General features: G+C 22.9%; 26 protein-coding genes. 20 read left to right on the top strand and 6 right to left on the bottom strand.

The features are described from left to right. The first annotated feature begins 1 nt into the window (after position 1). From AACL11_RS01545 to AACL11_RS01500, 10 genes are all read left to right on the top strand, one after another. The gene (locus AACL11_RS01545) at positions 2 to 295 is read left to right on the top strand and encodes a hypothetical protein (protein WP_338986729.1); all 294 of its coding nucleotides are present in this window, start codon (positions 2 to 4) and stop codon (positions 293 to 295) included. A 405-nt stretch (positions 296 to 700) separates the two neighbouring features. Then, positions 701 to 946, top strand: coding sequence for a hypothetical protein (locus AACL11_RS01540; RefSeq protein WP_338987900.1), 246 nt, complete (start codon positions 701 to 703; stop codon positions 944 to 946). A 2-nt stretch (positions 947 to 948) separates the two neighbouring features. Then, positions 949 to 1,146 carry a hypothetical protein gene (locus tag AACL11_RS01535; protein WP_338986578.1) on the top strand — a complete coding sequence of 66 codons (198 nt, stop codon included), beginning with the start codon at positions 949 to 951 and terminating at the stop codon, positions 1,144 to 1,146. 121 nt (positions 1,147 to 1,267) lie between these two features. After that, on the top strand, positions 1,268 to 1,465 hold the full coding sequence (locus AACL11_RS01530) for a hypothetical protein (protein ID WP_338986580.1): 198 nt from the start codon (positions 1,268 to 1,270) through the stop codon (positions 1,463 to 1,465). Positions 1,466 to 1,572: 107 nt separating this feature from the next. Then, complete coding sequence (locus AACL11_RS01525) at positions 1,573 to 2,397, top strand: hypothetical protein (protein WP_338987611.1); 825 nt, start codon at positions 1,573 to 1,575, stop codon at positions 2,395 to 2,397. Between the two features lie 184 nt (positions 2,398 to 2,581). Next, on the top strand, positions 2,582 to 2,941 hold the full coding sequence (locus tag AACL11_RS01520) for a helix-turn-helix domain-containing protein (RefSeq protein WP_338973555.1): 360 nt from the start codon (positions 2,582 to 2,584) through the stop codon (positions 2,939 to 2,941). After that, positions 2,898 to 3,470 carry an IS630 family transposase gene (locus AACL11_RS01515; protein WP_338988471.1) on the top strand — a complete coding sequence of 191 codons (573 nt, stop codon included), beginning with the start codon at positions 2,898 to 2,900 and terminating at the stop codon, positions 3,468 to 3,470. The genes AACL11_RS01520 and AACL11_RS01515 overlap by 44 nt, the downstream gene beginning before the upstream one ends. A gap of 157 nt (positions 3,471 to 3,627) precedes the next feature. Then, complete coding sequence (locus tag AACL11_RS01510; RefSeq protein ID WP_338987613.1) at positions 3,628 to 3,816, top strand: hypothetical protein; 189 nt, start codon at positions 3,628 to 3,630, stop codon at positions 3,814 to 3,816. Between the two features lies 1 nt (position 3,817). Next, positions 3,818 to 4,003: a hypothetical protein gene (locus AACL11_RS01505; protein WP_338987779.1), complete on the top strand. Its 186-nt coding sequence runs from the start codon at positions 3,818 to 3,820 to the stop codon at positions 4,001 to 4,003. Positions 4,004 to 4,020: 17 nt separating this feature from the next. Further along, positions 4,021 to 4,173, top strand: coding sequence for a hypothetical protein (locus tag AACL11_RS01500; RefSeq protein WP_338987899.1), 153 nt, complete (start codon positions 4,021 to 4,023; stop codon positions 4,171 to 4,173). Here AACL11_RS01500 and AACL11_RS01495 read toward each other — a convergent pair whose 3' ends face one another. Further along, positions 4,174 to 4,347, bottom strand: coding sequence for a hypothetical protein (locus tag AACL11_RS01495; RefSeq protein ID WP_338987898.1), 174 nt, complete (start codon positions 4,345 to 4,347; stop codon positions 4,174 to 4,176). Between AACL11_RS01495 and AACL11_RS01490 the strand changes: the two genes are divergently transcribed. Next, a protein-coding gene (locus AACL11_RS01490) for an IS5 family transposase (RefSeq protein WP_338987897.1) occupies positions 4,329 to 5,118 on the top strand; the annotation gives its coding sequence in 2 pieces (ribosomal slippage) (positions 4,329 to 4,589 and positions 4,591 to 5,118; 789 coding nt in all). The two genes, AACL11_RS01495 and AACL11_RS01490, sit on opposite strands and share 19 nt — an antisense overlap. On the opposite strand, the gene AACL11_RS01485 is transcribed toward AACL11_RS01490, so the two are convergent. Further along, positions 5,104 to 5,541, bottom strand: coding sequence for an IS630 family transposase (locus AACL11_RS01485; protein WP_338988489.1), 438 nt, complete (start codon positions 5,539 to 5,541; stop codon positions 5,104 to 5,106). The two genes, AACL11_RS01490 and AACL11_RS01485, sit on opposite strands and share 15 nt — an antisense overlap. A 28-nt stretch (positions 5,542 to 5,569) precedes the next feature. Next, the gene (locus AACL11_RS01480) at positions 5,570 to 5,929 is read right to left on the bottom strand and encodes a helix-turn-helix domain-containing protein (RefSeq protein ID WP_338973555.1); all 360 of its coding nucleotides are present in this window, start codon (positions 5,927 to 5,929) and stop codon (positions 5,570 to 5,572) included. 218 nt (positions 5,930 to 6,147) lie between these two features. On the opposite strand from AACL11_RS01480, the gene AACL11_RS01475 reads away from it, so the two are divergent. From AACL11_RS01475 to AACL11_RS01440, 8 genes are all read left to right on the top strand, one after another. After that, the gene (locus AACL11_RS01475) at positions 6,148 to 6,276 is read left to right on the top strand and encodes a hypothetical protein (RefSeq protein ID WP_338987896.1); all 129 of its coding nucleotides are present in this window, start codon (positions 6,148 to 6,150) and stop codon (positions 6,274 to 6,276) included. Between the two features lie 18 nt (positions 6,277 to 6,294). Then, complete coding sequence (locus AACL11_RS01470; RefSeq protein WP_338987616.1) at positions 6,295 to 7,479, top strand: hypothetical protein; 1,185 nt, start codon at positions 6,295 to 6,297, stop codon at positions 7,477 to 7,479. 14 nt (positions 7,480 to 7,493) lie between these two features. Next, positions 7,494 to 9,191 (top strand): hypothetical protein, encoded by a 1,698-nt coding sequence (locus AACL11_RS01465; RefSeq protein WP_338987617.1) that lies wholly within the window; start codon positions 7,494 to 7,496, stop codon positions 9,189 to 9,191. A gap of 3 nt (positions 9,192 to 9,194) precedes the next feature. After that, complete coding sequence (locus AACL11_RS01460; protein ID WP_338987895.1) at positions 9,195 to 10,628, top strand: hypothetical protein; 1,434 nt, start codon at positions 9,195 to 9,197, stop codon at positions 10,626 to 10,628. Positions 10,629 to 10,962: 334 nt separating this feature from the next. Further along, complete coding sequence (locus tag AACL11_RS01455) at positions 10,963 to 12,069, top strand: hypothetical protein (RefSeq protein ID WP_338987894.1); 1,107 nt, start codon at positions 10,963 to 10,965, stop codon at positions 12,067 to 12,069. 4 nt (positions 12,070 to 12,073) lie between these two features. Further along, complete coding sequence (locus AACL11_RS01450; RefSeq protein WP_338973392.1) at positions 12,074 to 12,196, top strand: hypothetical protein; 123 nt, start codon at positions 12,074 to 12,076, stop codon at positions 12,194 to 12,196. Positions 12,197 to 12,212: 16 nt separating this feature from the next. Next, complete coding sequence (locus tag AACL11_RS01445) at positions 12,213 to 13,454, top strand: hypothetical protein (RefSeq protein ID WP_338986711.1); 1,242 nt, start codon at positions 12,213 to 12,215, stop codon at positions 13,452 to 13,454. Further along, positions 13,405 to 15,393 (top strand): hypothetical protein, encoded by a 1,989-nt coding sequence (locus AACL11_RS01440; protein WP_338987893.1) that lies wholly within the window; start codon positions 13,405 to 13,407, stop codon positions 15,391 to 15,393. Before AACL11_RS01445 ends, AACL11_RS01440 begins: the two co-directional genes overlap by 50 nt. Here the strand turns inward: AACL11_RS01440 and AACL11_RS01435 are convergent, their stop codons facing one another. From AACL11_RS01435 to AACL11_RS01425, 3 genes are all read right to left on the bottom strand, one after another. Then, positions 15,394 to 15,894: an IS630 family transposase gene (locus AACL11_RS01435; RefSeq protein WP_338988468.1), complete on the bottom strand. Its 501-nt coding sequence runs from the start codon at positions 15,892 to 15,894 to the stop codon at positions 15,394 to 15,396. It lies immediately after the preceding gene. Between the two features lie 28 nt (positions 15,895 to 15,922). After that, complete coding sequence (locus AACL11_RS01430) at positions 15,923 to 16,282, bottom strand: helix-turn-helix domain-containing protein (protein ID WP_338973555.1); 360 nt, start codon at positions 16,280 to 16,282, stop codon at positions 15,923 to 15,925. Positions 16,283 to 16,456: 174 nt separating this feature from the next. Next, the gene (locus AACL11_RS01425) at positions 16,457 to 16,651 is read right to left on the bottom strand and encodes a hypothetical protein (protein ID WP_338987892.1); all 195 of its coding nucleotides are present in this window, start codon (positions 16,649 to 16,651) and stop codon (positions 16,457 to 16,459) included. Between the two features lie 199 nt (positions 16,652 to 16,850). Here AACL11_RS01425 and AACL11_RS01420 point away from each other — a divergent pair, with 199 nt between their 5' ends. Next, positions 16,851 to 18,089: an IS256 family transposase gene (locus tag AACL11_RS01420; RefSeq protein ID WP_338986680.1), complete on the top strand. Its 1,239-nt coding sequence runs from the start codon at positions 16,851 to 16,853 to the stop codon at positions 18,087 to 18,089. Positions 18,090 to 18,196: the final 107 nt, after the last annotated feature.

Here is an 18,196-nt window from a genome sequence, read left to right as displayed (position 1 = left end):
AATGAAAGATAAAACAAATTATGTCAAATTAACAGTAAAACTTAGTAACACTATTGAAGCAAAATATTACGAAAAAGGTAATAAAGAATTATATTATAGTGTTCGTGGTCAATGAAATGGATTAAACTATGTTACTTTAATTTTTAATAAACCAAAACTTTATAGACGCTGTATTTTATTAAACAAAAACGATGAAATTATAGTAACTGGTGAAATCTTTAATACTTTAAATATTAAAAAAAATCGTGCATTTTGTTCAATTAATGTTAAATGATTTAAAAAATGAAAGGAATAACTAATGAATAAATGTGAACATGAAAATGTAAGTATTGAATTAATATTTAGATGTGATAATTGTAAAGCTGTTCAATTTCAACATCCAAAGGAGAGTAAATAATGAAAATGTGTATTGATTGTAAAGAAAATTATAATTGACCAAATTGTAAAAATTGTTTTAAAACTAATGATAATAAAAATTAAAAAAAATAATAAATGTGGTTATGGTAGAGTTTTTGCTCATAAATGTAATAACTTATGTAAACAAAAACAAAATAAAAGAGTTAGGAAAGAGAGATTAAATTATGAATAAAGAAAAACTAATTAATCATATTAATAATTTAATTAAATTAGAACCAGAACGTAGAACTGATGTAACTTTATTTATTTTAAAGGAATTAATTGAAAATGGAGAATTTGATTAATGATAATATTGCCTACTTTGTTTGAAAATAAAGATGAAATTGAAATATTATCACCATTTCCAAAAGCAATTCATACAAGTAATGATATTAGAGCAATTATTTTAAGACAATATCCAAATGTTAAATCAAAACACATAATTGTTTCTGACTCCGAAAGTAATGTTGCATTAATAGTTGGTGATAATGATGTTTATCAAGGTTGAATTAAAGTAACAATTAAAAAATTAGAAATAGAAAGAGAATAACCATGACTAAACGCGAATTTTTAATTAAATGAAATGTAGATGAAAAATTATTTTTTATTGATAATGTTGAATTTTGTACAAGTGACACATGTGTAATGTTTAATTGAAATGATAATTATTTAATGATTGATTGTTATTCAGAATACATGAATAAATTTATAGAACTATTAAATGATTTAAAACAAATTAAAGGAGAATAAACAAATGAAAAAGGAAAAAATTAAAATTAGAAATTATGAATTTGAATTAAATTCTTATGTAGTAGATTCCTTATTAGATGTTATAAGAGAACTGATAAAAACAAATAAAGGAGAATAAAATATGTTAGATGAAATTTTAAAAGTAATTTTTGATAGAGCAGATAAAAAAGAATTAATTAATATGATAGAAAGATTAATTCTTTGTACTAACAATAGAAAAGAAACAAAAAAATGAATTATTAGAGAATTTGATAAAAATGATTATGTTTTAGAAAAATTATTACAATTAGAAATACAAGGAGAAAAAAATGGATTATAAAGAAAAAATTAAAATTAGAATTCATGAATTTGAATTATATGATTATCAAGTAAATACTTTATTAGATATTGTAAGAGAAATGTTAAAAGCAAATAAAGGAGATTAAAATGCCAAACGAAAATACACAATCAAATTATACTTTAACTAAGTTAATAAGAACTGGTATAAGTCCAATTTGTGCAATGATTGGTACAAGTGCTTATTATGGTCAAGTAATAGATAATCCATTATTAGGTTCAATTAATAGTTTATTATTTGGTAAAAAATTAGGTTTAGATATTTGAAATTTAAATCAAAGACCAAATACAAAAACTAAATTAATTAATAGTAGTAAAAAAATCTTATTAGGTTTAGGAACAATTGGATTAGCAAATTATAGTAAATGAACAGAAAATAATATTAATCCTATTATTCCAACAACACCAATTCCAGTAACTACTACAACTACAACAGAAGGTCCTCCATGATTATTATTAAATAAACAAGAACATCAGTCATTAATGGATTGAGATACTTATATTTCATTAAATGCTTATGGTATATCAAATCTTATTAGTGGATTAACTGAGTTAATACCTAATAAATTTGAAAAAATAAGAAAGGTTTGTAATATGGCTACTGGTGGATGTTTGATTAGTAGTGGTGTAGCAATGGGTATAAATAATGATTTTAATAATGCTTATGCAATACCTACCATAATTGCTGGTGCAAGTGAAATTATTCATAATTTACTACCTATGGAAACTACAAATCATATTGAAGAAATGCAAGAAACACCATTTAATAATGAAACTGCAAGATTAATAAATGATAATAGATTCACAATTAATAGTGAAACAACTAGTCAATATGGTAGTGATAATATGAGTGAAGTACCATTAAATCATGATAATACTTCATTAAATTGAGATTATAATCACATGAGTTTATAAAGGAGGTGAATAATTGATGAATAAAGAAAAATTACTTGAATATTATAATCAGGAAATAAAAATATAGCTAACGAAAGTAATGTTTACTCATAAATAATGTAAAATAATAATATGTAATTTAAACAATTCTTGCACTTACAAGTATAATTCAGCAATAATTAAAATAGATTAGGAAGATTAAATTATGCCAAAACCATATAGTGAGGACTTACGAAGAAAAGTAATAGAAGTTTATGAAAGTAAAAACATGAAAATTAAAGAAATTTGTAAAGTGTTCAATATCACTAGAAAGACTTTATTTTTATGAAGAAAAAGAAAGCAAAAAACCGGAAATATAAAACCAATTTTGAATTATCAAAAAGGACATAGCCACAAAATAAAGGATTTAGATGAATTAAAAAATTATTTAGCAGAAAATAAAGATGTTACAGTTCAAAAAGTAATTGAAAAATTTGGTGATATGACAAAAGAAACAGTTTATAACTATTTCAAAAAACTAAATTATACATATAAAAAAAACTTTTCTATATGAACAAAGAGATAAAAATAAACAAGAAGATTTTTTAAAAGAAATAGCGAAAATAATGAATGAAGATTTGGTATATATTGATGAATCTGGAATTGATGATAATGAATTTTATAAATATGGTTGGTCTGAAAAAGGTAAAAGATTATTTGATAATAAACCTGCATATAAAATAAAGAGAATGAGTATAATTGGTGCACTAAATAAAGGTAAATTAAAAGCTCTATGAGCATTTGAAGGACATTGCAATAGTAAAATTTTTGAATCATATGTTAAAAATATACTAATTCCAGTATTAAAGTGTGGACAAATTATAGTTTTAGATAATGCGACGTTTCATAAATCTAAAGCAACAAAACAATTAATTGAAAATGCTGGATGCAAACTATTATTTCTTCCACCATATTCTCCTAATTTAAATCCAATTGAACATTTTTGATTTGCTATAAAACATAATATAAGAAAAATATTACCAAATTATTGACCAAATATTAAAAACGCGATTGATTTTGTTTTTCAAGATATGAGTAAACATTACTTTAGTTAGCTATATATAAAGAAAAAATAGAAGAATTCAATAAAGAAATATCTGTATTAGTAGAAATTATAAGTAATTTACAATCAATGATTGAAAGAATTAATGGTGGTCAATTTGATTAATAATTAGAAATAAAAAAATAAATAGTTGAAAGGAAAATATTGAAATGAAAGAATTTTTACATGAATTAATAATTATTGGAACAAGTGTTGGAACATTAATTTGCAGAGAAATTATTGTTTTATTAAAAAGATTTATCACAACTCCAAAACATGTTAGAGCAAATAATAAAATTATCAAACATCAAAAAAAATTAGAAAAATTAAATGAAAAGATTAATAAAGGAGAAAAATAATATGACAAAAATTGAATTTAATGAAAAATATATAAAAAATAATATCAAAATTGATAGAGATTTTGATTTAGATATAGGAAATTGTTTTAAATTTTCTGATATTGATATATTAGAAAATGCAGTTAAAGATTATAAAAAACTAATAAGTGAAATGCCACAATTAGTTAAAGATTGATTATTGGGATAAGATTAGGAGAATATTAAATGTTAGAAAATGAAGATAATGTTCAACAAACAACTGAACCTTTAACTGAAAATAATGCTCAACAAGAAATAGAAAATAAAGTTAATGAAGCAGAAAATAAGTTAAATAAACTTAATCAAGAAATTAAAGAAAAAGAAATGATTAATATATAGCTAACTAAAGTAATGTTTACTCATATCTTGAAAAACAAAATCAATCGCGTTTTTAATATTTGGTCAATAATTTGGTAATATTTTTCTTAGAACCTGTTTAGAATCTTTTAGAAAATAATGTAAAATTACTATATATTTTAAAATAAGAGGTATATATGCATAAAAATTATCCAAGTCATGTTACTAAAGAACAATTTGAGAACATAAAATCAACTTTAGAAAACAGCAAAAAGAAAACAAAACCAAGAAATTTAGATTTATATGAAGTGTTTTGTGCAGTTTTATATGTATTAAAAAGTGGTTGTCAATGAAGAATGTTACCAAAAAATTTTCCAAAATGACAAACTGTATATTATTATTTCCAAATTTGAAGTAAAAACAATGATAAAGAACCTAGTGTATTGCAATTAATTTTAAAAAAAATTAGTTAAAAAGATTCGTATTAAGAATCATCGAAAAGAAAAAACTAGTTTTTGTATAATTGATTCGCAAAGTGTTAAAAATACAGATACTACTGAAAATAAAGGTTATGATGCTGGTAAAAAGATTTCAGGAATAAAACGTCATATTGCAGTTGATACGCAAGGTTTACCACATGCAATTTACATAACTACAGCAGAAAAAACAGATCGTAATAGTGCTATCATAATGATTAAAAGTGAAAAAGAAAATCTTTCTACAGTTCAAAAAATAATAGTAGATGCTGGCTATACTGGTGAAAAATTTGCTTCTGCAATCAAAACAATCATAAATGCAAATGTTGAAGTTGTAAAACGTAATGAATTACATTCTTTTGTAGTACTACCAAAAAGATGAGTTGTAGAACGAAGCTTTGCATGATTAGAAAAATGCAGAAGATTATGAAAAAATTGTGAAAGAAAACTAAATACTAGTTTACAAATGGTTGCTCTTTCCTTTATTTCAATTTTATTAAAAAGATTCTAAACAGGTTCTTATATTATGTTTTATAGCAAATCAAAAATGTTCAATTGGATTTAAATTAGGAGAATATGGTGGAAGAAATAATAGTTTGCATCCAGCATTTTCAATTAATTGTTTTGTTGCTTTAGATTTATGAAACGTCGCATTATCTAAAACTATAATTTGTCCACACTTTAATACTGGAATTAGTATATTTTTAACATATGATTCAAAAATTTTACTATTGCAATGTCCTTCAAATGCTCATAGAGCTTTTAATTTACCTTTATTTAGTGCACCAATTATACTCATTCTCTTTATTTTATATGCAGGTTTATTATCAAATAATCTTTTACCTTTTTCAGACCAACCATATTTATAAAATTCATTATCATCAATTCCAGATTCATCAATATATACCAAATCTTCATTCATTATTTTCGCTATTTCTTTTAAAAAATCTTCTTGTTTATTTTTATCTCTTTGTTCATATAGAAAAGTTTTTTTTATATGTATAATTTAGTTTTTTGAAATAGTTATAAACTGTTTCTTTTGTCATATCACCAAATTTTTCAATTACTTTTTGAACTGTAACATCTTTATTTTCTGCTAAATAATTTTTTAATTCATCTAAATCCTTTATTTTGTGGCTATGTCCTTTTTGATAATTCAAAATTGGTTTTATATTTCCGGTTTTTTGCTTTCTTTTTCTTCATAAAAATAAAGTCTTTCTAGTGATATTGAACACTTTACAAATTTCTTTAATTTTCATGTTTTTACTTTCATAAACTTCTATTACTTTTCTTCGTAAGTCCTCACTGTATGGTTTTGGCATAATTTAATCTTCCTAATCTATTTTAATTATTGCTGAATTATACTTGTAAGTGCAAGAATTGTTTAAATTACATATTATTATTTTACATTATTTATGAGTAAACATTACTTTAGTTAGCTATATTTAAAAAATATCAAGTTAAAACTGAATTTTATGATTTTTTAAAATTTAAAACAAGTAATCTAGAAAATTCAAAAATTGAAGAAACTATTAAAAAAATGATTAAAGAACAACCAGTATTTAAACAAACAATTAATACAGGTGGTAATAAACAAATAATTATTAATAATAAAACAAATGATAAAGAAAATTTTTTAATTAATTATAAAAAGAAAAATTATTTATAAACGAAAGGAAGAAATAAAATGTCAGTACCATTTAATCAAAATTTAGACAATACAGAGAGATTAGTAGAAGCACCAGAATTTATAGAGTTTTTTAAAATTTCAAATAGTCCATGGGCAAACTTTTTTCCTACTGAAATTGTTGACTCAGTAAATATTGAGTTTATTGTTAAAAAACCAAAAAAACCGGAAGTAAAAATTATTGCTTGGGATGATAAAAGTAAAAGATATGAATTACCATATGTTGATACAGATAAAATTAGTAAAAAAATAACTAAAAAATATCTTGCAGGAGAAATTATTGCAGATGTAGATTTAAAAGCAAATAATGGACAAAATTTATTAGATAGTATGCAATATGAAGTTGCAAATGATTTAGCAGATAAATTGGCAATTGATGATACACAAGCAATTGCAAAATTTGCTACTAAAATCGATATTGAAGATACAACACCAGTAGGCTATTTAAAATCAATGTTATCTGCTTGAAATACTTTGTTTCAATTTAGAAATATTGCAAATAGTAAATTTTTTATTACTAATGGTCTTTATGATAGTTTAGTTTATTTAGCAGATAATAAAGGTTTAATTACCGATAATCAGTTGGCACAACAATTACGTTTAAATGGAAATAATTTATATGTAAAAGGCGTATTATGTGAAATCGTTCTTGATGACTATATGATTTTTACTAATGATAAAAATGAACAACAATTAATGACCTTTATTTTAGCAACACCAAGAGCAATGAAAAGATACATGATAGAAAATACAGTTATTTATGTAGATTTTATTAAAGATGATAAAGCAGGAAGAGCATATAAAGTTGCTGGTGAAGTTGTTGGAGAAGCAATCCCATATATTTCTAATAATGAAACAACATCAAGATGAATGTTATGTGGAGTTATTAAAACAGAAAAAAATGATTTAAAAACTAAAATTACAGTTTTAACAACAAATATTACTGCAAATGTTAATAACAATAACAATGAATTAAATACAGAAATAAAAAGTACTAATGAACTTAAATCATTAAATCCAAATTTAACAAATCCAACTATTAAATATTTTAGTGATGCACAAGGAAAAACTAATGTAAGTAATCAAAAACAAAAAGCAGGTGACTTATATATAACTATTGCTGCAAATGTTAATGATTTAAATTATAAAGGTTCAACAAATCCAATTAAAATAACTCTTAAATAAAGGAAATTAATATCATGCCAATTGGTACAACTAGTACAGCAATACTTTTAAACATAAATAAACCAAAACATACTAGAACAAGTAAACAACAAGAAAATAAAAGTTTTTGATGAGAAATTTTAGAAATGATTGGTGTACAAGTTATAGCAGTAGCACTTGCTCCTTTTACTGGTGGATTAAGTGAAAGTTTTGCACTTGGATTAGGTGCAAGTGATTTAATTGCTAGTATTAGTGCTGTTGGTGTAGAGTTTTTAACTGATTTTACTATTAATCAAGTTTATGATTATTTAAAAGGAAATGTAACATCATTAAATACTTTCTTTAATTTATTACCGGCATTTGCAGGACTTAATAAAATTAGTCGTGGTTATCGCACAACTAAATTTATTAAACTAGCACAAGAAACTAAAACATTAGAACAAGTTGGTATTAAAGAAGCAAAAAACTTACAAGAAATTATTAGTCAAGTAAGTGGAAAAGAAATTTTAACAGATAAAATTATTGGTAATAAACGTTATTTAATGAATTATAGTTTTACTCCTAATCGTGAAACAGTATTACGAGATTTAGGTTATGTTGCTGAAAGACAATATAAAAATAATTTTCAAAAATTAGAAGCACAGGAGTTAAAAAATTACTTATTATTACAAAATACATTAATAAAATTAAGTCCACAATTAACTCCTAAATTTAAAATTAAAGATATTGAAAAAGCAAATAATTTTTTAAAAAAATATAATACTGATTTAAAAAAAGTATTATCTATGAACCAACATGATTGATTAAATTTAGTTCATACAATACACACAGAAAATAGATATGGAAAAACTTTAATTTTGGATTTACAAAAAATTCGTGCTAATGCTATTAAATTTGATTTTAAAAAAAGTTCAATTCATAAGATTGTTTTAAATGCAAATAAATTGTTTAAATATTTGGATATTAGATTTTATTTAAAAAAAGGTTTAAATAAATTTTGAAAAAATACACCATATTTTGAAAAATTACGAGAAAGTATATATAAATTACAAGAAAAATTTGAAAAGTTGGAAAAACAAGCATTTGAAAAAATTAATAAATTAAAAGAAAAAACAACTGATTTATTTACTAGTGCAGAAAAAAGAGCAATTAAACATGCACAATTAATTCCATTAAATTCACCAGTATTTATGGGTTGTAAAATTCAACCTTTATCATTAGATAAATGTGCAATTACTATTTATCATCGCAATACTAAATATAAACCAATTACAGTTGTTGATAGTATTCTTAAAGCAGAAACTTTTGTTACTCAAATACATCCATTCCATTGATATCGTTGATATAGTGGTTGATACATTGGTTATGGTGTTAATCATAATAAATGATTAAAAGCAATAGCATTTGCTCCACCAGTGGTTCAACAAGTAATTAGAGATAGTTTTAAAGTATATAGAGAAATATTTAGAATAGTAAGAACTTATCATAAAGTAGTAAATGTTATTAATAATCCTATTGAAAATATTAATAAATCATTTAAAAGTGTTGGTTTAAAATTTTCAGTTAATACTTTATTTGGCACTGGACTATTACATCATTTAGAAAAATTTGCATATAGTCAAGTTGTAAAAAAAGGTAAGAAAAAGTTACAAAAAGAAATTATCCATATATCACATAGAAAAACTAAAACAAAAACTAAGCATTATAAAAAAGCATTTTTTAAGGAATGATAAATTATGATTAATAAACTTTGAACTGATGTCAGTCTTGAAAATTATAATAACTGATATCCATTAACTGGAAAAATTACAGAAACCCCACAGCAATATATACAGACATGACCTAATGTTAATGATTGATTTAAAACTTTTGCTATTCGTGCTCAAAATGATATTAATGCTTATCTTGATTTTATTTTATCTAAATTTCCTTTTGATAGTTTTAAAGATGAATTAATTAAAGAAACATTAAGAGATATGGTTTATGTAATGGTTGAACATTGAGTATTTAATCGTACACCAATTGAATTTAATGTTGATGCTACTATTCAATTTAATAATGGTAGTCAATTTAGTGCAAATAGTACTCCTACGATTAATGTTTGAGATTTAGCACCTAGTAGAATGAAAATATGAGCAAGATTAACAGAATTAAAACAAATATTTTCAAGTTATAATGATGATGAAATAGATATTGAAAAAATTGACTTAAAAGCATTTTATACTAGAAATCAAGTTGATGAATTAATTGAACAACAAAAAGAATTTACATTATCAAAACAAATTAAATTATATGATGATTTAGTTGATGATAATGAAAATGAAATATATAGAGGTCCTGTTAGTAAATTTGTTAATAAAGGTTATGTTGCAACAGATTATGATAAAGAAACTGAAACAATGATTTTAGATTGACCAGATGAAATTGGAACATTACCACCAGAAGCATTACAAAATAATCCACAAATTGGTGATTATACACATGCACCAACTTGTGATTTTTCTGCTAAACAACAAAAACGAATTACTACAAATGAAAATGAAATTACCAAATTAAATACTGAATTAATTAAAGCAAATGAAAATATTAATGATGTTAAAAATAATTGATTTAATATTGAAACTAGTCCTTTATGAAAGAAAGTTAAAAATGAAAATATTAAAACAGATACATGATGTATTATTGATTGAACATATTATTTTATCGATAGTAAACAACTTATTATAAGTAATAATAAATTAACTAAATCTAATATAAGAATTACTAATAGTCAAATAGAACAAAAGCAAATAATAATTGAAAATATTGATGTTAATATTGATAAAGTAACATTATTATATGATGTTGATTTAATAAAGTTTATTGCTACTAATAACACAAAAAAGTATAAACCAATAATTCATAATATATATCAATATCAAGGAATAGGTACACCAACTGAATTTATAGCAGAAGAAAATACTGAACGTGATTATTATACAAAAATAGAAACTAATAATTTATTAGAACCTGTTTGGAATCTTTTTAATAAAATTATGCTAAAACAAGGAATAATCATTTATAAATACTTATTTAATTTTCATTTTATTTTCTTTTTTAATTTCTGGTTAAAAATATTTTATAATTTAATCAGTTGTCAACTAAAAATTTATTTTTTTACTATAAAATAAAATTTATAATATTAATTTAATTAAAAATTAGTCAAAAAAGATTCCAAACAGGTTCTTAGATAAAAAACAAAATAAATTAATTGCTGGTACTAATATAACTATTGATGAAAATAATAAAATTAGTGCTACTGGTGGTAGTGGTGAATCATTATGAGAAGTAGACTCTAATTCGCCTAATATTATTCAACCTAAAGAAAAAAGATTAATTACTGCTAATAATAAAAGAATTGTTTATATTGGTGAACCAGAACAAGAAAAAGATGCAACTACAAAAAAATATGTTGATGAAAAAATTGACAAAAAACAAAATAAATTATTATTGATAAATGAAAATATGACATATGGAGAATTAAAATATAATAAATTACCAACTGGTCAATTTGGTGATGATTTAGGAATACCACCTAATAAAGTTATTAAACAATGAATTAGTGAAAGTGTAAATAAAAAACAAGATAAAATAGATAATTTACAAGATAAGATTTTTAATAATAAAGATGATAAAGATAGTACTACAAGATTAGTTACTGAAGTTATTAAAACTAATGTTGGTGGTAAAACTTTAATTTATAGAAATAATCCAGTTATAACTGATGATTTAGATATTCCAAATAAGAAATATATAGATGAAAAAATAGATAAAAAGCAAGATAAAGAAAATTGAGTTGTAATAGGAAATAGAGTTGATAATAGAACATGAGATAATTTTGATATTCAACTTAATAAAACATATCGGGTATTTATAACATGACACAGAAATGCACCTGAACAAAATGGTTATCCATTAATGTTATTGTTTAAATCAGCAAAAGCAGTTGGAACTGGTACATGAACTCTTTTAATTGGTAAAATTGATAATAAAGATGCTTCTTTAATTCTTAAGGCTGATTATACTAAATCTAATAAGTGAAGTTTATTTATTAAATGTGAAATTGATGGTGGTGCTATATTTAGTTTTGAAGAATTAAAAGAAAATACTTATCAAATTACTAGTAATACATTAGATATTACTTCACCAAGTGTAATTAATATAGATAAACCAATTAAAATTAGTTCAAAAAGTTTAGAAACTAATGAAATAGAAGAAAATATTTGAGATATTGAATTAAAAAATAATCCAACACCAATTCCAAGTGGTTCAAATTGAAAAGAAGTAGGAACAAGAGAAAAAAATAAATGAGATAATTGACAAATTACTTATGATTTTCAAGAGAATAAACATTATAGAGTTTATTATTCTTGAAGTATATATAATCCAGTTTATACTATTCAAGAATTTATTATAACTGATAAAAAAATTGCTGGTGTACAAATACAAACCTTTAATGATAGTGCTAATATAGTAATTTTATCAGTTCAACATGCAAAATTGATTACTATTTATACTGTAAAAGGTAATTTAAAAGGTAATGTATGAAAATTAGAAGAATTACAGGAATAATATTATGTTTTTTAAAATAATAAAAATTATTTTAGGTTTAATAGGAGTTTTATTATCTTCTGCAACAGCAGGTTTAATTATATTTATTATAGTAAAAATTGTATTAAAAATTAATCAAATATTTTAGAAAGGTGGTGAATATTATGTTAAATCCATTTAAGAGAAAAGAAAAAAGTAATATTAGTGATAATCAAAATGAAAAAGTAAAATTTTTAAATAATAAAAATAAAAGTACACATGCTTCCATTTTAAATTATTTTGGTTTTAATGATTTTAATCATGAAACTTATTTTACTGATTTTGTAGCAGAAAATAATGCTAATTTATATAATGCTCCATTAGATATTAATAATGAAACTATTAAACAATATTTAATTAAACAAGAGTTTTATAGAAAAAATTGAAATTCTATTTTTAAATTAAGTAAATTAGGAATTAGTGGTTATTTAATTTTTATTGCTAATGATGATTTATATTTTCAAGTAGTAGATATCCAACAAAGAGTTTATGATATTACTGGTAAATTAATTCAATGTACTATTTTTTATGATAGTTATCAACAAAATGCACAAATTGTAAGATTATTTGAAGTTTATACATTAAATAATGAACAAGTAACTATTAATCGTGCAATTTATAGTATTAGTGATAATAAAAAACAATTTCCATTAGATTTTAGAACATATAGTAATAACCCTAATTTAGCACAAGAACAAACACTAAATATTAACTATATACCAATAGCAATTATGCGAAATAAAGCAAATGAGTTAGCAGATTGTGATAAAGTAATGGATAAAATTAAAGCATTAGATGTTATTTATGAACAAATTGTTTTAGATACCATTTTAAATTCACCTAAATTTATATTTAGTCAAACTTATGGTAATGTTCAATCAGCATTAGAAGAAGCAGTAAGAACTTTGGTTACTAAAAACTACATATTTAAAAGTGGTGGAGATAATAATGAACAAAACGAAAATATCAATATGACAAATAGCAACTTTAAAGGTAAAAACTTAACTGATATATATGATTGAAATGTTAATGAAATATTTAAACGTTGTGGTATTCATATACCAAGTCAAAAGAAATCTGCACAACAATCAGTACCCGAAAGTACAGCAGTAAATATTTCAACCATTAATTATATTGAACAAAAATTATGACAATTTAATATTGATATTCTTAAATTTATTCAAATATTAGTACGTTTAGATAAAGATTTATTAAATAGTAAAACATTTAATATTAATGATGACCAAGAAATTAATAATTTAATAGTTAAATTAAAATTATTTAATCCCGAAAATAACCAATTAATAGGAGAGAACAATGGAAAACAACAACAAACCACAAACGAAGTTTCCACAGAAACAAACTAAACTTAATCAAGCAGAAGTAGAAAATGATTATTTAATTGATAATATTCCTTATGACTTTACTAATCTTATGAGTAGCAAAGGTGACCCTGAGCTTAAAAGAGCATATGATGAATTTAAACTAAGAACTTTATATATTTATGAAATTGAACGTTTATTTAAAAATAATGAAAATAATACTTTAAAATTTTCAGCAAATACTATTAAAATAGGTTTTATTGATATTGATAAGGTATTAAAAACTACTGCTGCTGAAACATCAGACTTTACTATGCAATTAAATCAAAGAGCTAGCACAAATATTAATGATAATACAATTGAATATAGTATGACTGATATTAAAAATTTAATATTTCAAGAAATAAATTTATTAAATCAATTTAAATTATATGCAGTTTCAATTAATGAACCTTTAAGTGAAAATAATATTGATAATTTATATATCATTAATAATTATTCTCAACCTTATCAAAATCCAAAAACTAGAAGTACTAAAAGTATTACTATTATTAAAATTAAAGATTTTAAAACAAGAGATGGTTATCCAATCATTATTAAATTACAAAAACCATTAGATAAAGATACAAAAGTAACTGGTTTAAAAATTAAAGCTCCTAGAAGCATGATTTTTGGCAATATAAAGGTACTTGGTGAAGTTGACAATATGGAAGTATACCCAAAGTTATTTGTCAAAGATAAGATAGCATTTCCGCTGTTATCAATGCCTATTGAAACTCAACCAAAAGTTAGAATATTACAACAATGATTTAGTGAACAAATATTACCTTGAAATTTAGCAAAACAATTTATAGGACAAGAAAAATCAGTTTTAGATTTAATTGCTATTGGTGGTGGTAAAGAAACAAGAAAAGAAATTATCAAAAATGCAAGAGTTACACACGCTTGATTAGGATATTTTTTAAGTTCTTACTCTTTTGGAGAATGACCATTAAAAGAAAAGAAAGAACTTAAAGATAAAGAAGTATGGAAATTTCATAGTGGTCCAATTGGAAATGAATATACAAGTATTGCTACATATGATAAATTTGATGATATTGAAGTTGAAATAAGTGACAAACCACCAATTGATAGTTTACAACAATTATTATTAGATATGCTAAGTTATACCTATAATTATAATAGAAATTTTGATGGAGCAGAATATGATGAAAAAGGTAAACCTAAAAATGATATTGCAAAATTACGTGCAAAATTTGAAGGACAAAAACCTGACGAAGTTATTACAAATTTATTTAAAAAATGAGAATTAGATTATCCAAATTATATAAATTTACCGCAAATGCAAATATTTAAGCAAATATTTATTATGTTATCGAAATACATTTATTCATCATTATCAATTAATAAGGGTTTAAATGATGATAATAAAATTTTATTGCCATATTATTTTGAATTAAAATCAAATCCTATACATTCTACTAAGGATGATAGTTGAAAATATAAAGATATAAAAGTTATATTAAAATCGATGTATTTTGATTTTACAGATATTAATAATATTAAATTAAAAAATAATGATATTAGTCAAAATGAATTATTTAAGTTAGATGATAATCAATTTAATTGATTATCTATTGCAAATGATTTAGAAAGCAATAATATTCCATCATTAATTCCTGCTGAGTGAACATTAGCAAATGGTGAATTTGGAAAATATTTTACAAGAATAATTATTAATAAAAATAAGATTGAAAATATTTTAAACTTATATGGTTCAAATAAATCTCAATTATTTTCTAAATTAGAATTTTATAAAGAAATTTCAAAAATTGATAATGATAATGAATTTGAATTGCAAATTGAAAATCCGATTAATAACTTAAATAGGATTGAAATCAGCGGTATATTTGGCGCTGGTAATTATGATTTAATTTTAATTACTGATAAACAAGAAATAAACTTAACTAATATTAATTTATAGCTAACTAAAGTAATGTTTACTCATATCTTGAAAAACAAAATCAATCGCGTTTTTAATATTTGGTCAATAATTTGGTAATATTTTTCTTATATTATGTTTTATAGCAAATCAAAAATGTTCAATTGGATTTAAATTAGGAGAATATGGTGGAAGAAATAATAGTTTGCATCCAGCATTTTCAATTAATTGTTTTGTTGCTTTAGATTTATGAAACGTCGCATTATCTAAAACTATAATTTGTCCACACTTTAATACTGGAATTAGTATATTTTTAACATATGATTCAAAAATTTTACTATTGCAATGTCCTTCAAATGCTCATAGAGCTTTTAATTTACCTTTATTTAGTGCACCAATTATACTCATTCTCTTTATTTTATATGCAGGTTTATTATCAAATAATCTTTTACCTTTTTCAGACCAACCATATTTATAAAATTCATTATCATCAATTCCAGATTCATCAATATATACCAAATCTTCATTCATTATTTTCGCTATTTCTTTTAAAAAATCTTCTTGTTTATTTTTATCTCTTTGTTCATATAGAAAAGTTTTTTTTATATGTATAATTTAGTTTTTTGAAATAGTTATAAACTGTTTCTTTTGTCATATCACCAAATTTTTCAATTACTTTTTGAACTGTAACATCTTTATTTTCTGCTAAATAATTTTTTAATTCATCTAAATCCTTTATTTTGTGGCTATGTCCTTTTTGATAATTCAAAATTGGTTTTATATTTCCGGTTTTTTGCTTTCTTTTTCTTCATAAAAATAAAGTCTTTCTAGTGATATTGAACACTTTACAAATTTCTTTAATTTTCATGTTTTTACTTTCATAAACTTCTATTACTTTTCTTCGTAAGTCCTCACTGTATGGTTTTGGCATAATTTAATCTTCCTAATCTATTTTAATTATTGCTGAATTATACTTGTAAGTGCAAGAATTGTTTAAATTACATATTATTATTTTACATTATTTATGAGTAAACATTACTTTCGTTAGCTATATTTGATAAATACAATGAAAATATTTCTTATATAAATTTAGAAATTTAAATTATTAATTAAAATATCAATTTGGATATTTACCATTTCATTTTATATCATCTGTATGTTCTGGATTATTAGCAAAATATAATATAAAAATTTCTTTACTTGTATGTGTATCAACTCAAATAGTAGTTGTTTCATATACTATTTCTCCATTTCGTTTGAAATAATGTTTAACATTAGTACCTACATTATGGGTAAGCACCCCCCCATGATTAATCCTATTGTTCCAGTTGTAGCACCAGTTAGTGCTAATGCTAATGTAATTTTACTTAAATTTGTTTTTATTCATGTTTTCATATTAAATTTCGGTAATGTTTAGTAATCTGTGTAACTTACAAAAATAACTATGTTTAATTAGTTCTAGTAAATATAATTAATTTTCTAGAAAGAGTGAGTTACAGATGGCTAAAAAGCAAAATATTAATAACAATGATCCAATATCACAAGCAGTAGATTTATTATTAGAAAATACTGAAGATTTAACAACAGTTTTTAAAGAGGGAGGATTATATAAAGAATTAACAAAAAGATTAGTAGAAAAAATGTTGAATTCTGAGATGCAAAATTATTTAGGATATGATAAGAATCAACATAGTAATAGTGACAATGCTCGTAATGGTATAAGTTCAAAAAAATTAATAACCCAACAAGGTAAAATTGAAATTGATGTACCAAGAGATCGTAATAGTAATTTTAATCCTGTAATAGTTGCAAAAAGACAAAGAAGATTTGATGGTTTTGATCAACAAGTTCTTTCTTTATATGCAAAAGGTATGACATTATCAGATATTAGAATGCAATTACAAGAGTTATATCATGGTGCTGATATTAGTGAAAGTGTTATTAGTCAAATTACTGATGATGTTATTGATGACGTCAAAGCATGGCAAAATCGACCATTAGATAGTGTTTATCCGATTGTTTATTTTGATTGTATAGTAGTTAAAGTACGACAAGATAAACGGATTATTAATAAATCAGTTTATATAGCTTTAGGAGTTGATTTAGAAGGTAAAAAAGATGTTTTAGGTTTATGAATTAGTGAAAATGAAGGTTCTAAATTTTGATTAGCCAATTTCACAGAAATGAAAAATCGTGGCTTAAATGATATTCTGATTGCTTGTAGTGATAATTTAACAGGCATGTCAGAAGCAATACAATCAGTTTATCCTAAAACCGAACATCAATTATGCATCGTTCATCAAATTAGAAATAGTTTGAAATATGTCTCATATAAGCATAGAAAATCTCTAGTTGCAGATTTAAAACCAATTTATACTGCATGTAGTGAAGAACAAGCAATGCAAGCTTTAGAATCATTTGAAAATAAATGAACTAAACAATATCCACAAATTGCTAAATCTTGATATAAAAATTGAGATAATTTAATGGTTTTTATTAGTTATCCTGCAGAAATAAAAAGGGTAATTTATACCACAAATGCTATTGAATCTGTTAATAGTCAATTACGAAAAGTCATCAGAAATAAAAAAGTTTTTCCTAACGATATGTCAGTTTTTAAAATATTTTATTTAGCAATTGACAATATAACAAAAAAATGAACAATGCCCATTCAAAATTGAAATACAGCAATTGCTCATTTTATGATAAAATTTGAAGACAGAATTAATCTGAATTAGTAACTTTGTAAAACAAAGAAACACAGATTATTAAAAAGCCTCTAAATTTCTCCTTTTTTCCTTGATTTTACTTTTAAATTATACTGTTTTTCATCATTTTTACAAAT

The sequence above is a fragment of the Spiroplasma endosymbiont of Dasysyrphus albostriatus genome (genome assembly GCF_964019495.1).
In the GTDB taxonomy this organism is placed as follows: domain Bacteria; phylum Bacillota_I; class Bacilli_A; order Mycoplasmatales; family VBWQ01; genus Spiroplasma_E.
The sequence above is the reverse complement of the archived record's forward strand: the minus strand, read 5'-3'. Positions and strand labels throughout refer to the sequence as shown.